The sequence below is a fragment of the Falsigemmobacter faecalis genome (assembly GCF_003863335.1).
In the GTDB taxonomy this organism is placed as follows: domain Bacteria; phylum Pseudomonadota; class Alphaproteobacteria; order Rhodobacterales; family Rhodobacteraceae; genus Wagnerdoeblera; species Wagnerdoeblera faecalis.
Genome location: NZ_RRAZ01000007.1, coordinates 24,982 through 38,378 on the forward strand (window position 1 = coordinate 24,982; position 13,397 = coordinate 38,378).

Sequence of the window (13,397 nt, forward strand, 5' to 3'; positions counted from 1 at the left end):
GGGTCCTCCTTGACAAGTGCTAGCGCGGGGAGGCGCGAAAGGGAAGCGGGCGCTCAGGCAGCCCAGTCGATCGGGGGCGCGCCGCGGGCGGCAAGCCAGTCATTCACCTGCGAGAAGGGCCGCGAGCCGAAGAACCCGCGCGAGGCCGAAAGGGGCGAGGGATGCGCCGAAGCGACGATCAGATGGCCGCCCTCCTGGATCAGGGGGGCCGCAAAGCCCTGAGCGGGTTTGCCCCAAAGCACAAAGGCCGTGGGCGTTTCGGCGACGCGGGCCAGCACCTGACGTGACAGCTCCTGCCAGCCCCAGGATTTATGGCCGAAACTCTCGCCCTCAGGCAGGCTCAGCACCGGATTCAGCAGCAAAACGCCCTGTTCGACCCAGGGGCTCAGATCGCCCGAGAGTCGCGCCACACCGAGATCATCATGAAGCTCACGAAAGATATTCGCGAGCGAGCGCGGCAGCGGATGGGTGCCCGGCGGGACCGAAAACGCCAGCCCCATGGCGTGACGCGCATTGGGGTAGGGGTCCTGCCCCAGGATCACCACCCGCACCTTTTCCGGCGGCAGCGCCAGCGCCGCAAAAACCCGCGCGGGGCCCGGCAGCCAGGGCTTTTCTTCTGCTGCAAGCCGCGCCTCCAGCGCAGGCCAGCGGTCTTTGAAGAAAGGCAGATCCGCCCAGGGGGCGGGCGGGGGGATCGCGGTCATGCTCAGGCGGCGGGCTGGGCGGGCGAGAGGCGGCGCAGCACCTCAACCACACGCAGACCCTTGCCGCTGTCGATGGCCTCTGCCGCCATCGCCACGCCCTCTTTCAGACCGGACACCCGGTCCGCCACCACGAGGCCCGCGGCAGCATTGAGCAAAACCGCATCGCGGTACGCGCCCGTCTCGCCCTGCAAAAGCCGCAGCAGGGCGGCGGCGTTTTCCTGGGGGCTGCCGCCGACGATGGCCTCAAAGGGATGAACCGGCAGGCCCGCATCTTCGGGATGCACGACAAATTCGCGGATCGCTCCGGCTGCAAGTTCGGCCACATGGCTCGGCGCGGCGATCGACAGCTCATCCGTCCCGTCGCCGCCATGCATGATCCAGACCTTTTCAGAGCCAAGCTTCTGCAGCGTCTCAGCCATCGGACGGCAGAGGTCTTTCGAAAAGGTGCCGGTCAGCTGGCGTTTGACGCCCGCCGGATTGGTCAGCGGCCCAAGGATATTGAAGATCGTCCGGGTGCCAAGTTCCGCCCGCACGGGACCCACATGGCGCATCGCCGGATGGTGCATCGGCGCCATCATAAAGCCGATCCCGGCCTCTGAGAGGCAGGCCTCCACCACATCCGCCCCAACCATGACATTGATGCCCAGTTCGGTCAGCGCATCGGCAGAGCCCGATTTCGACGACAGATTGCGGTTGCCGTGTTTGGCCACCGGCACACCCGCCGCAGCCACCACCAGCGCGGCGGCGGTGGAGATATTCAGCGTGCTTTTGCCGTCGCCGCCGGTGCCGACAATATCGATGGCCCCGGCGGGCGCTTTGGCGGGAATGCCGCGCGCGCGCATCACGGTGGCGGCGGCGGTATATTCATCCACCGTCTCGCCGCGCGTGCGCAGCGCCATCAGAAAGCCCCCCATCTGCGCGGGCGTGGCCTCTCCGGCAAAGAGCACGGCAAAGGCCTGCTCGGCTTCGGCGCGGGTCAGCGGACGGGTGCAGGCGGCGGCGATCAGCGGCTTCAGCGCGTTGCTCATGCTGCCACCCCCGCGAGGGAGAGGAAGTTTTTCAGCATTTCATGGCCATGCTCAGAGGCGATGGATTCCGGGTGAAACTGCACGCCTTCAATCGGCAGATCGCGGTGGCGCAGCCCCATGATCAGGCCGTCTTTCGTCTCGGCGGTCACTTCGAGGCAGTCGGGCAGGGTGGCGCGCTCGACGATCAGCGAGTGATAGCGCGTCGCCGTCAGCGGCGAGGGCAGCCCCGCAAAGACGCCTTTGCCTTCGTGATACATCTGATCGGTCTTGCCGTGGATCGCTTCGGGCGCGCGGATCACTTTGCCGCCAAAAGCCTGGCCAATGGTCTGATGACCAAGACAAACCCCCATCAGCGGGATCTTCGCTTCGGCGGCGGCCAGGGTCAGCGGCAGGCAGATCCCGGCCTGATCCGGATCACAGGGACCGGGCGAGAGCACAATGGCCGAAGGGGTCAGGCCCAGCGCATCCTGCACGCTCAAAGCATCATTGCGCACCACTTTCACATCGGCACCGAGTTCGCCGAAGTAATGCACCAGGTTAAAGGTGAAGCTGTCGTAATTGTCGATCAGAAGCAGCATGCGGTCCTCACCCTTTGCTCTCGGGGGTCCACGCACACTGCGGGGACGCGGGCGGGCCGTCAGCCGGTTCCGCCGCACGGCCGGTGAGGGCACGGGGATCTCAGGGGCTTATCGCCCATCCGCCGTGCCGGGGCAAGCGGATGCGCGGCGGAGGCAGGTCGCGACTTCAGGGGCTAAAAGTGAAAAACACTTTGCCAGATCGCCTCAAGGGTGTGATTTTCCCTGCTGGAACCTGAGAGTGGTGTCGTTATAACAGTACCAAAGATCCGGCACTCCGCGCATCAGGAGCCGGGACAAGTGCAGGAGGATGCATGCCGCGTGGATTTCTGGCAGGTGTGGTAGGCGGCGGTGTCGCGGGTGCCCTTGGTCTCGCGGGGATTTCGCTGATCCTGCCGCCCCCGAAAACGGCGGCGCAGGCTCCTGTTGCGGAACTCTCAGCGCCTTCGGTAAAGGCGGATGAAGTCCCGGGCGGGGTCGCATCTGAGGGTCTGCCCGCTGCGACGGCTGAAGGGAGTATTGCCGATCCGGCGCTGCCCGCGCAAAGCTCTGGCGCCGAACCATCCGGTGACGGGACCTCCTCTGAAATACGCCTCCCCGACGCCGGGTCCAGCGCGCCATCCGAGGCTGCTCCGCCTGCTGAGGCCCCGATGACTGCCGCTCCGGCAGAGCCGGAACTTCCGCCGCCCGCCGCTGGCGAAGCTGCCCTGCCAGCCCCTGCCGCGCTGCTGCCGCCCGCCTCACCCGCGGCCCCGGCAGCGGCTGCCGCACCCTTTGAACCGGACGCAGCGGCTGAAATTGCGGCAGCGCCGGAGCGCCCCTCGCAGCCGGATCTGCCGTCGTCCCCTGCCACAGGGGATGCGCAGTCCGGCACTGCGCCCGCCGCCCCGTCACCGGAGCTTTCAGCTCTGACCCCGTCAGAGGCAGCAGGGCCTGCCGACGAAAACGCCGAAGCGGGGGCCCGGTTCGGCGGGGGGGATGTGGACGAGGCTCCTTTTGCAGACAGCGGCGAGGCTTCGGGTGCAGGGACTGTCCCGGCCGACAGCGATGCGGCCGCCGGTGCTGGTCTGCCTGACGGCGAGGCCGGGACGCAGGCCGCCCCCTTCGACGGCGATGCGGCGTCTGAGGGAGCTCAGACAGAGACTGCGCAGCCCGGCCGCGGTGAGGCAACAGCCCTCCCCCCGCCTGAGCATCATGCCCCGGCGCAGGTGGCATCCCCCGGCAATGACATCCCGGGCGACAGTCATCCGACCCTCGACACGCCGGAAACCCCGGCCTCTGAGGCGCAGGCCGTGCCCGCCCGCCCGCGCATTCTGCAGCCGGCCCCGGCGCTGAGCGGCGCAGCGGAGGGTGTGACGCGTCACCGTCTGCCAAGCATCGGAAGCGCGCCCGCAGAGATCATTGATGAGACCGCCCCGGCGGGGGATGCCCTGCGCCGCCATGCGCGCAGCTTTGCCAATCCCTCGGGCCGCCCGCCCTTTGCGGTGCTGCTGCTCGATGAGGGCAGCGTCGCGACGGAAGATCTGGCGCAGATCGCGTCCTCTAACCTGCCGCTGACGCTGGTGGTGGACCCCGCAACGCCGGAGGCTGCGGTGCGCGCGGCGCTCTGGCGTGCGGCAGGCCAGGAGGTGGCGCTTCTGGCTGAGGGGATTATGGCCGGTGCAAAGGGCAGCGACGGAGAAATCGCGGTTGAGGCCATGGTCTCGGCGGTCCCGGAAGCGCTGGCCCTTGTCGCCCCGCCCGGAGAGAGCGCTTTGCAAAGCGACCGGATGGCGGCGGCGGCCGTGGTCACGGCGCTGGCAGCGCGGGGCTTTGGGCTGGTGACCTGGGATCAGGGGCTGAACGCCGCCGATCAGGTCGCGCGGCGCGAAGGGCTGGCTGCGGTCACCATTTACCGCGATCTGAACGGGCGCGATGACAGCGGCCCGGTGATCACCCGCGCGCTCGACCGGGCGGCCTTCAAGGCGCAGCAGGATGGCCGCGCCGTGGTCTTCGGGCGGCTGGAGCCTGCGACGATTGAGGCGCTGATGAGCTGGTCTCTGTCTGCCCGCGCGGCATCACTGACGCCCGCGCCGCTCTCGGCTGTGTTGAAGTGAACCGCACTTCTGTCATCTGAGCGATGCTGAGAGCGCGGGGCGAAACAGGCCGTTGATAGGAGGGAACGGGCTGCGTTTCTGTGGTCCTGTGGTCCTGTGGTCCTGTGGTCCTGTGGTCCTGTGGTCCTGTGGTCCTGTGGTCCTGTGATGCGGGTAGGCAGTACTATCCGCGCACAGCAGCTTGCGCAGAGCGTCGCAGAGGCAAGTGACGCTGCGCCGTTTCACTGTGCGGCGGACCTCTAACCCACTCCCGGCTGCGCGGAACCGGTGTTCGCATTGCAGGCGGGGATAGTCGGGACTTCACCCCGCCCGACCGGAAGCGGCCCTGCGCTGCGACACAGCCGCATGAAAGCGCAGCAGGAGTGCGGGGAAGTTTCTTCGACAGGGACCCGTGCGCTTCCCCCCCCTCGCACAAACCCTCAGCGCCAGAAGATCAGCCATTCCACCAAAGCGATCAGACGGCGCAGCAGGCCCCGTGTCAGCCCGGTCCCGGCGAGAAGATCGACGGCTATGCCCGCGGCGATGAGCGCGAGAAGGATCAGGGCTAGCCGGTTGGTCACGGGAAGGCTCCTTAAAAGGGACAGAGCTGCGAGCTTACACCACTGTCGTTATCCAATCAAAAAGGCGCCCCGGGGGGCGCCTTTTCGGAGTATGTCTGAGCGATCAGAGCAGCTTGCCCATGGCGGCTGCCACATCGGCCATCCGCGCCGAGAAGCCCCATTCATTGTCGTACCACGAGAGCACGCGCACCATGCGCCTGCCGACCACACGGGTCTGATCCGGCGCGAAGGTCGAGGATTCGGTGGTGTGGTTGAAGTCGATCGAGACTTTCGGCTCGGGGTCATAGCCCAGAATGCCTTTCAGCGGACCGGCAGCGGCTTCGCGCACGATCTCGTTGATGTCCTCAACGGTGACGTCTTTACCGGCAAAGAAGGTCAGATCCACGCAGGAGACATTCGGGGTCGGCACGCGGATGGCCGAACCATCGAGCTTGCCGGCCAGCGCGGGCAGCACTTCGCCGATGGCTTTCGCCGCACCCGTGGTGGTCGGGATCATCGACATGGCGGCCGCACGGGCGCGGTAGAGATCCGAGTGACGACGATCCAGCGTCGGCTGGTCGCCGGTATAGGAGTGGATCGTGGTCATGATGCCCGATTCAATCCCGACCTTCTCATGCAGCACTTTTGCCAGCGGTGCGAGGCAGTTGGTGGTGCAGGACGCATTCGAGACGACCAGGTGATCGGCGGTCAGCGCATCATGGTTGACGCCGTAAACCACGGTCAGATCGGCTTTTTTCGCCGGGGCCGAGACCAGAACGCGTTTTGCGCCATGGTTCATGTGAACGGCGGCTTTCGCGCGGTCGTTGAACTTGCCCGAGCATTCCAGAACGATGTCGACACCGCTCCAGTCCAGCTCTTCCGGGTTATAGGTCGACATCATGCGGATCGGGCCCTGGCCCACATCCATGGTGCCTTCGCCAAGGGTGATCTGACCGGCAAAGCGGCCGTGCACGCTGTCGTATTTCAGCAGATGCGCATTGGTCTCAATCGGACCGGTGGCGTTCATAGCAACCACTTTCACATCTTCGCGGGCTGCTTCGATGATATGCGCCAGCGTGCAGCGCCCGATGCGGCCGAAACCGTTGATGCCGAGAGTGATGGTCATGGAATGCCTCCGTGGGAACCCTTTGCGGCTGCGATACACGGGTTTTTCCCACCCGTGAAGGTGCAAAGCCCGGGCTTTTGGGGTGTTAACGCAAACAGGCGGTCACGCCCGGGTGAGACGGGCGGTTTGCACATCCCAGGGGAGGGCGGGGGAGGTCGAATCACCCCCGCCGATCCCGGTCAGGTCAGGATCAGTTGGCAGTCTTCGCGGCGTCGCGCTGCTGCGCCACCATCTGGCGCATGCCATCGAGGGGCACATAGCCGCGCAGCATGGTCTCTTCCAGAATGAAGGTCGGCGTGCCGTTGATCTGCAGCGAGGAGGCCAGCTGCTGGTTCGCACCGATCACCGCCAGGGTTTCGGGCGCTTCCATCGCCGGGGCGAGCTCTGCCCAGTTCAGGCCCAGTTCTTTGGCGAGACCCGACAGCGCCGCCTCATTTGCCGGACCTTTCAGCGCGATCAGCGCGTCATGGGCCTTTTTATAGGCCTCATCCCCGCCCAGATTGCGCGCGGCGATGGCGAATTTTGAGGAGGCCAGCGAATCCTCTCCAAGGATGGGGAATTCCTTCATGACGATTTTGATATTGCCATCGGATTTCACCAGCTCTTCCACCTCCGTCCAGGCCTTGCGGCAATAGCCACAGCGGTAGTCGACAAATTCCACCAGAGTCAGATCGCCCTGCAGATTACCGCCCGCCCAGTCGGAGGGGTTGTTGAAGATCGCCTCTGCATTGGCGCGCAGAAACTCGGTTTCGGTCAGGGACTGGGCCTGTTCCTGGCGCTGCTCCAGCACGCCGATGGCCTCCATCAGCACTTCCGGGTTCTCCAGCAGATAGCTGCGCACCGCTGCGCCAAAGGCGTTGCGCTCGGCCTCGGTCAGGGCGGAGAGATCAAGGGCGGCGGCCGGGGCGGCCAGCCCAAGGCTCAGGGCGGCGGCGGTAAGAAAGCGCATATCACGTCTCCGGGAAGGGGCCGGCGTCCCGGCATCTTGGCAGGTCAGAACCCTTGACCCAACCGCGAAAGCGGGCAAGACGAGGGCGTTGCGTGAGAACCATAGGGGGAATGATGCGGGTTTCAAGCCGGGGTGATGTCGATCCGTTCATTGTGATGGATGTCATGGAAAAAGCGCGTCAGGCCGAAGCGGCCGGACGTTCGATCATTCATATGGAAGTGGGCCAGCCGGGCACCCCCGCGCCGGTCGCTGCGCGTGAGGCGCTGGCGACAGCGATGTCGCAGGATGCGCTTGGCTATACTGTGGCGCTTGGCCTGCCGGAGCTGCGCGCGGGCATCGCGAAGCTTTATAAGACCTGGTATGGTGTGGATCTGAACCCTGAGCGGGTGATCGTCACCGCAGGTTCTTCGGCGGCCTTTGTGCTGGCCTTTACCGCGCTCTTTGATGCGGGTGAGAAAGTGGGCCTTGGTCTGCCGGGCTATCCGAGCTACCGCCATATCATGAAGGCGCTCTCGCTGGAGCCGGTGGGCATGCAAACCACCGAAGCGACCCGCTTTCAGCCGACCGGCGCCATGCTGCCCGAGGGCTTAAGCGGTCTGATCGTGGCCAGCCCCGGCAATCCCACCGGCACCATGCTGGGCCATGCGGAACTGACAGAGATCGCAGAGGGTTGTGCGGCGAAGGGGATCACCTTCATCTCCGATGAGATCTATCACGGGCTGCATTATGAGGGGCGCGGCGTCTCGGCCCTTGAGGTCACGGATGATGTGGTCGTCATCAACAGCTTCTCGAAATATTTCTCGATGACCGGCTGGCGTATCGGCTGGATGGTGGTGCCCGAAGATCTGGTGCGCCGCATTGAGCGTCTGGCGCAGAATATGTTCATCTGCCCGCCCCATGCCAGCCAGATCGCGGCGCTGGCCGCGCTCGATTGCATTGAGGAGCTGGAGGCCAACCGCGCGGTCTACGCGGAAAACCGCAGGTTGATGCTGGAGGGGCTGCCAAAAGCGGGCTTCCCGAAGATCGCGCCGCCCGACGGGGCCTTCTTTATCTATGCCGATGTTTCGGATCTGACCGAAGACAGCCGCGAACTCGCCGCAGAGATTCTCGAAATAGCGGGTGTGGCGGTGACGCCGGGCCTCGACTTTGATCCTGGCCGCGGGCTGCAGACGCTGCGATTCTCTTATGCGCGGGCGACGGAAGACATCTCTGAGGGTCTGGCGCGGCTGAAGGCCTGGTTTGACGCGCGGGGCTGATCCGTAAGATCCGGCCTGCCGCTTTTAAGCTTCTGCCGCCGCCCTTCGGGGCGGCGGTCTGCATTTGAGGGGGCAGGGGCGTTTGCCAAATGAAAACACCGCCCCGGGGGGCGGTGCGATCCTGACCACGCGGGCAGGGCTTACAGCCTGCCGCGCCGGCTGTTGTCGCCGAAGAACTGGTTGGGGTTGAACCGGCCCACATTGCCCAGCATCTGGGACACAAAACCCGATTTCGTGACGCCATTGTCGGTTACGCGGCGGGAAAGCGTGACCACACGGCCCTGTTCAAGGCCAAAGCGCTCGATCTGCTCGACCCGGCCCTGAGCGTCAAAGCTGATCGCCAGCACCTGGCGGTTCGCCTCTTTCGGGGCGATGGGACCGCGGCTTTCCCAGCGGCTTTGCACGTAATACCAGCCGCTGTCGGCCATCAGCCCGCCAATCGAGGGGCGGCCGACTTTATTGCCGACGGTTGCGCGGGTGTCTTTGCCAACCTGAAGGGTGGAAAGATCCTCATCGCTTGGAGTGAAGCCGTGATTTCGCACCGACGTCGTGCAGGCGCCAAGCGCACCGATCACGATTGCTGCCAGTGCCATCCGCACAGCCGGAAATGCCCTTGCCATCGTGTCCTCTTGCCTTGACTCTCTCTGCTGCCTATCCGGCTTACAGAAACCCTGCGTGTCGTTCAAGTTCCGACACGCGCATTGCTGAAGGAGAGCGCCATGGCCGCAGAAGAGATCCGGTCCAACCGCATCCGCACAGCCGAGCTGACCGGCAACCGCAAGCGCAGCTTTAAGATCCGCCCGGGCAAACCGGGGCTCGCGGCTCTGGCTGCAGAGCTCGGGCTTCAGGCGATCAAAGATCTGACCTTCAAAGGCGATCTGATGCCCGCAGGCCGCGATGACGTGGCCCTTGAGGGGCAGATTGAGGCCGATGTGGTCCAGTCCTGCGTCGTCACGCTTGCGCCCGTGCCCGCCAGGATCAAAGCGCCGGTCCGCAGGCTCTATATCTCCGGCATGGCCTATCCTGAGGCGGATGAGGCGGAAATGCCCGAGGATGACACCCGCGAGCCGCTGCCCGATGCGATCGACCTTGATGCCGTGCTGATTGAGGCGCTGGCGCTGGCGCTGCCGGATTATCCGCGCGCGGCAGGGGCAGAAACGCTGGTGCTGGAGGCTCTTCCCCCCGGTGCAGAGCCGATTGAGGAGGAAAAGGTGAAGCCTTTTGCCGCACTTGCTGCCCTGAAGGCGAAGCTGGAAAAATAAGCACTCGAAAGGTCTTGCGCCCGCCCGGAAACTGTCTATTTTCCGCGCTTCGCAAGACATGTCATGCCGACGCCCTGCGAATCCGGGGCACGGCACGATTTACGCAACAGATTCAGGGGCGTGTCCCCGACAAGCCCGAGGTTGATAAAATGGCAGTTCCGCAGAACCGAGTCACCCGTTCGCGTCGCAACATGCGTCGTGCGCATGACGCTCTGGTGGCAGCGAACCCGAATGAGTGCAGCAACTGCGGTGAGCTGAAGCGTCCGCACCACGTCTGCGGCGCCTGCGGTCACTACGACTCGCGCGAAATCGTCGCGACTGCTGCAGTCGACACCGATGAGGACGCAGCGTAAGGCTGCGTCTGGTATCTGATCTCTGTCATGACCCAGAGCCGACCGGACCCGCACGCCACTGTTGCATCGGCGACGAACCTGCAACAGATCGTGATCTCGGTCGACGCCATGGGTGGCGATCGCGGCCCTGAAGCCGTGATCGGCGGGCTTGAGCTCGCGGCTGCAGAGCATCCTGATGCCCGATTCATTCTGCATGGCGATGAAGTCGTGCTGGCTCCGCTTCTGGATCAGAAGCGGAGCATTTCGTCTGTCGTCACCCTGCGCCATGCGGCGCGTGCGGTGACGATGCACGACAAACCTGCTCAGATCATGCGCAGCGGTCAGGACACTTCGATGTGGTCCTGTATCGAAGCGGTGCGGCTGCGCGAGGCCCGGGCTGCGGTCTCCTGCGGCAATACCGGCGCGCTGATGGCCGTCAGCATGATCCGCCTGCGCCGTCTGCGCGGGGTAACCCGTCCGGCCATCGCCTGCCTCTGGCCCTCGCGCAATAAGGCGGGCTTCAACGTCATGCTCGACGTGGGTGCGGATGTGAAAGCGGAAGCCGAAGATCTTTTGCAATATGCGCGTATGGGGGCTGCCTATGCCCGCACGGCGCTGTCGCTTGAGATGCCGCGGGTTGGCCTTCTGAATGTCGGCACTGAAGAACATAAAGGCCGCCCCGAGATGCGCACCGCCTATGAGCTGGTGCAGGCCGCTGCGGCGGAGGGGGCTTTCAGCTTTGAAGGATTCGTTGAAGGCGGTGACATTCCCGGCGACCGGGTGGATGTCATTGTGACCGACGGATTCTCCGGGAATATCGCTCTCAAGACCGGTGAGGGCACTGCGAAATTTGTCGGAGATGTGCTGAAAAGCACGCTCAAATCCACCCTGCTGTCAAAAGTCGGTGCGCTGCTGGCGATGTCCTCGCTGAAGAAGATGCAGCTGCGGATTGATCCGCGCCGGGTGAATGGCGGGGTCTTTCTGGGGCTGAACGGCGCGGTGGTGAAATCCCACGGCTCCTCGGATGCGACGGGTGTGGCAGCAGCGATCTCGCTGGCCTGCCAACTTGCGCGCGAGGACTTTACCGGCCGGATCGCGGCGCAGGTTGCGCCCGCAGCAACGGCAGGGCAGGATGCGGCCTCCGATGGGGAAGGAGCCTCGAACTGATATGACTATTCGTGCCGTCGTCAGGGGCGTGGGGCATTATCTGCCCGAACGCGTAGTGCCCAACAGCTGGTTCGAGGAGATTGTCGAGACCTCCAACGAATGGATCGTCTCGCGCTCGGGGATCGAGCGGCGGCATTTCGCGGCCGAAGGTCAGACCACCTCGGATCTTGCGATTCGCGCCGGCAATGCCGCGCTGGCGGATGCCGGACTGACGGCGGATGATATCGACGCGATTATCGTTGCAACCTCGACCGCCGATTTCACCTTTCCCTCGGCCGCCACCATGGTTCAGGCCGGGCTTGGCATGACCAAAGGCTTTGCCTTTGACGTTCAGGCCGTCTGTGCGGGCTTTATCTTTGCGCTTGGCAATGCCGATACGCTGATCCGCGGCGGTGTGGCGAAACGGGTCATGGTGATCGGGGCTGAGACCTTCTCAAAGCTGATGGACTGGACCGACCGCAGCACCTGCGTGCTTTTCGGCGATGGCGCAGGCGCGCTGATCCTGGAAGCGCAGGAGCAGGCGGGCACCACGGCGGACCGCGGCATCCTCTCAGTCGATCTGAATTCCGACGGTCGCCAGAAGGGCATTTTGCACGTCGACGGCGGCGTCTCGACCGGTGTGGTCGGTCATCTGCGCATGGAAGGCAAAGAAGTCTTCCGCCATGCCGTTGAAAAGCTTGCCTCTACCGCCAGAACCGCGCTGGCAAAGGCGGAGCTGACGGTGGAAGAGGTCGACTGGCTGGTGCCGCATCAGGCCAATATCCGCATCATTGAGGGCACCGCCCGCAAGATGGGATTTGGCATGGATAAGGTGGTCGTCACCGTTCAGGATCACGGCAATACCTCGGCCGCGTCAATTCCGCTGGCGCTCTCGGTTGGTAAGGCCGAAGGCAAGCTGAAAGCCGGCGATGTGGTCGTCACCGAGGCCATTGGCGGCGGTCTGGCCTGGGGGGCGGTGGTTCTTCGCTGGTAAGCGCCTGACCTCAGAGGCTTTCTGTTGACACACCCCCTTGTCTCGCCCAATCTGATGAGACAGTCCCGGGGGGTTGATATGAGCGATAAGACTCTGACACGGATGGATCTCAGCGAAGCGGTGTTCCGCGAAGTGGGTTTGTCCCGTAACGAATCAGCACAACTTGTTGAAGCTGTGCTGAAACATGTCTCTGACGCGCTGGTGGAAGGGGAGACCGTGAAGATCTCTTCTTTCGGCACCTTCTCGGTCCGGGACAAAGCGGCCCGCGTGGGGCGCAATCCCAAGACCGGTGAGGAAGTGCCGATCAGCCCGCGCCGCGTGCTGTCTTTCCGGCCGTCTCATCTGATGAAAGACCGGGTCGCGGCGGGCTCGGCCAGTTGAAAGGCTAAGGGCGGATGGAGAAATCCCCCGAGGCATTCCGGACAATCAGTGAAGTTGCCGGTGTCCTCGATGTTCCGGCGCATGTGCTGCGGTTCTGGGAGACACGTTTCCCCCAGATCCGCCCCATCAAAAGAGCCGGTGGCCGGCGGTATTACCGCCCCACCGATGTTGCCCTGTTATCGGGCATCCGTCTGCTGCTGCACGATCAGGGCATGACGATTCGCGGCGTGCAGAAAATCCTGCGCGAGCAGGGCGTGCGACACGTCTGCTCGCTGGCAGCCGATGGCCTTGAGCTGGAGGCCGAGGCCGAGTGGCAGGAAGAGGCCCGCCGCCCCGTCACCATCATTCGCCCGCGCGCGGAAGAGCCTGTGGCTCTCGCCGATGTGCTGGCCTGGCCGCGCCCGGTTGCCATGCCGGTTCCGCGCGCGATCAGTTCCGGCGTGGCGATGTCGGCAGGCTTTGGCGAAGCCCCGGAAGGCTTCAGTGCGGGGGGCGATTTTGTGCCGCCGCCGTTTCAGGGCTTGACCTGGTCGGCGGCACCCCCAGCCTCATGCGCCGAAGCCGAAGCCGAAGCCGAAGCCGAAGCCGAAGCCGAAGCCGAAGCCGAAGCCGAAGCCGCCTGTGAGGCCACGGCAGAACCGGGCGATCACGATACGACGGAGACGGAAATGAATGAGGCTCCGGCGGAGAAAATGAACGCGGCCCTGCGCCAGCTGCCGCTGAATGGCGGCAGGGACCTTGCCGCGATGCTGCGTCGTGCGCGCCATGGCGGGCTGCAGCCGGGGGTGACGGCCCAGGTGGCGGTGATTGCGGCCGATCTGCGGGCCCTGCGGGAGTTAATTTCGCAAAGTCCTGGTCAATAAGCAAAAAAATGAATTTTGCCTCTTGCCGCCGCTGCAGAATTCGCTACATATCCTCCTCGTCGGGCCGTGGCGCAGCCTGGTTAGCGCGTCCGTCTGGGGGGCGGAAGGTCGTGAGTTCGAATCTCACCGGCCCGACCACTGTAAAA

15 protein-coding genes and 1 tRNA gene are annotated in these 13,397 nt (G+C 64.6%); 9 read left to right on the forward strand and 7 right to left on the reverse strand.

The window, feature by feature from the left end; all coding sequences use genetic code 11:
* Nucleotides 1-53: 53 nt before the first annotated feature.
* Genes EG244_RS06070 through EG244_RS06080 form a run of 3 tightly spaced genes read right to left on the reverse strand, consistent with a single transcriptional unit; the run spans nucleotide 54 to nucleotide 2,310 of the window.
* Nucleotides 54-704: a uracil-DNA glycosylase gene (locus EG244_RS06070; RefSeq protein WP_124964124.1), complete on the reverse strand. Its 651-nt coding sequence runs from the start codon at nucleotides 702-704 to the stop codon at nucleotides 54-56.
* Between the two features lie 2 nt (nucleotides 705-706).
* Nucleotides 707-1,732 carry an anthranilate phosphoribosyltransferase gene (gene trpD, locus EG244_RS06075; protein ID WP_124964125.1) on the reverse strand — a complete coding sequence of 342 codons (1,026 nt, stop codon included), beginning with the start codon at nucleotides 1,730-1,732 and terminating at the stop codon, nucleotides 707-709.
* Nucleotides 1,729-2,310, reverse strand: coding sequence for an anthranilate synthase component II (locus EG244_RS06080; RefSeq protein WP_124964126.1), 582 nt, complete (start codon nucleotides 2,308-2,310; stop codon nucleotides 1,729-1,731). Before EG244_RS06080 ends, trpD begins: the two co-directional genes overlap by 4 nt.
* A 311-nt stretch (nucleotides 2,311-2,621) precedes the next feature.
* On the opposite strand from EG244_RS06080, the gene EG244_RS06085 reads away from it, so the two are divergent.
* Nucleotides 2,622-4,403 carry a divergent polysaccharide deacetylase family protein gene (locus EG244_RS06085; protein WP_124964127.1) on the forward strand — a complete coding sequence of 594 codons (1,782 nt, stop codon included), beginning with the start codon at nucleotides 2,622-2,624 and terminating at the stop codon, nucleotides 4,401-4,403.
* Between the two features lie 419 nt (nucleotides 4,404-4,822).
* Here the strand turns inward: EG244_RS06085 and EG244_RS20630 are convergent, their stop codons facing one another.
* The 3 genes from EG244_RS20630 to EG244_RS06095 form a co-directional block, all read right to left on the reverse strand.
* On the reverse strand, nucleotides 4,823-4,963 hold the full coding sequence (locus EG244_RS20630) for a hypothetical protein (protein ID WP_199737820.1): 141 nt from the start codon (nucleotides 4,961-4,963) through the stop codon (nucleotides 4,823-4,825).
* A gap of 103 nt (nucleotides 4,964-5,066) precedes the next feature.
* Nucleotides 5,067-6,068, reverse strand: coding sequence for a type I glyceraldehyde-3-phosphate dehydrogenase (gene gap, locus EG244_RS06090; protein WP_124964128.1), 1,002 nt, complete (start codon nucleotides 6,066-6,068; stop codon nucleotides 5,067-5,069).
* 190 nt (nucleotides 6,069-6,258) lie between these two features.
* Nucleotides 6,259-7,017, reverse strand: a complete 759-nt coding sequence (locus EG244_RS06095; protein ID WP_124964129.1) for a DsbA family protein — start codon at nucleotides 7,015-7,017, stop codon at nucleotides 6,259-6,261.
* A 113-nt stretch (nucleotides 7,018-7,130) separates the two neighbouring features.
* Here EG244_RS06095 and EG244_RS06100 point away from each other — a divergent pair, with 113 nt between their 5' ends.
* Nucleotides 7,131-8,273, forward strand: a complete 1,143-nt coding sequence (locus tag EG244_RS06100) for a pyridoxal phosphate-dependent aminotransferase (RefSeq protein WP_124964130.1) — start codon at nucleotides 7,131-7,133, stop codon at nucleotides 8,271-8,273.
* A gap of 140 nt (nucleotides 8,274-8,413) precedes the next feature.
* On the opposite strand, the gene EG244_RS06105 is transcribed toward EG244_RS06100, so the two are convergent.
* Nucleotides 8,414-8,893 carry an outer membrane protein assembly factor BamE gene (locus tag EG244_RS06105; protein ID WP_124964131.1) on the reverse strand — a complete coding sequence of 160 codons (480 nt, stop codon included), beginning with the start codon at nucleotides 8,891-8,893 and terminating at the stop codon, nucleotides 8,414-8,416.
* Between the two features lie 99 nt (nucleotides 8,894-8,992).
* Between EG244_RS06105 and EG244_RS06110 the strand changes: the two genes are divergently transcribed.
* The 7 genes from EG244_RS06110 to EG244_RS06140 all read left to right on the forward strand — a co-directional run bounded on the left by EG244_RS06110 (nucleotide 8,993) and on the right by EG244_RS06140 (nucleotide 13,389).
* Nucleotides 8,993-9,535: a YceD family protein gene (locus EG244_RS06110; protein ID WP_124964132.1), complete on the forward strand. Its 543-nt coding sequence runs from the start codon at nucleotides 8,993-8,995 to the stop codon at nucleotides 9,533-9,535.
* Between the two features lie 149 nt (nucleotides 9,536-9,684).
* Nucleotides 9,685-9,888: a 50S ribosomal protein L32 gene (gene rpmF, locus EG244_RS06115; protein WP_124964133.1), complete on the forward strand. Its 204-nt coding sequence runs from the start codon at nucleotides 9,685-9,687 to the stop codon at nucleotides 9,886-9,888.
* Nucleotides 9,889-9,915: 27 nt separating this feature from the next.
* The gene (plsX, locus tag EG244_RS06120; RefSeq protein ID WP_124964134.1) at nucleotides 9,916-11,034 is read left to right on the forward strand and encodes a phosphate acyltransferase PlsX; all 1,119 of its coding nucleotides are present in this window, start codon (nucleotides 9,916-9,918) and stop codon (nucleotides 11,032-11,034) included.
* Between the two features lies 1 nt (nucleotide 11,035).
* The gene (locus EG244_RS06125; protein ID WP_124964135.1) at nucleotides 11,036-12,007 is read left to right on the forward strand and encodes a beta-ketoacyl-ACP synthase III; all 972 of its coding nucleotides are present in this window, start codon (nucleotides 11,036-11,038) and stop codon (nucleotides 12,005-12,007) included.
* Nucleotides 12,008-12,085: 78 nt separating this feature from the next.
* Entirely contained in the window at nucleotides 12,086-12,388 is a 303-nt protein-coding gene (gene ihfA / locus EG244_RS06130; RefSeq protein ID WP_124964136.1) for an integration host factor subunit alpha, read from the forward strand.
* A gap of 14 nt (nucleotides 12,389-12,402) precedes the next feature.
* Nucleotides 12,403-13,251 carry a MerR family transcriptional regulator gene (locus tag EG244_RS20855; protein ID WP_233588918.1) on the forward strand — a complete coding sequence of 283 codons (849 nt, stop codon included), beginning with the start codon at nucleotides 12,403-12,405 and terminating at the stop codon, nucleotides 13,249-13,251.
* Between the two features lie 60 nt (nucleotides 13,252-13,311).
* Nucleotides 13,312-13,389, forward strand: a tRNA-Pro gene (locus EG244_RS06140).
* Nucleotides 13,390-13,397: the final 8 nt, after the last annotated feature.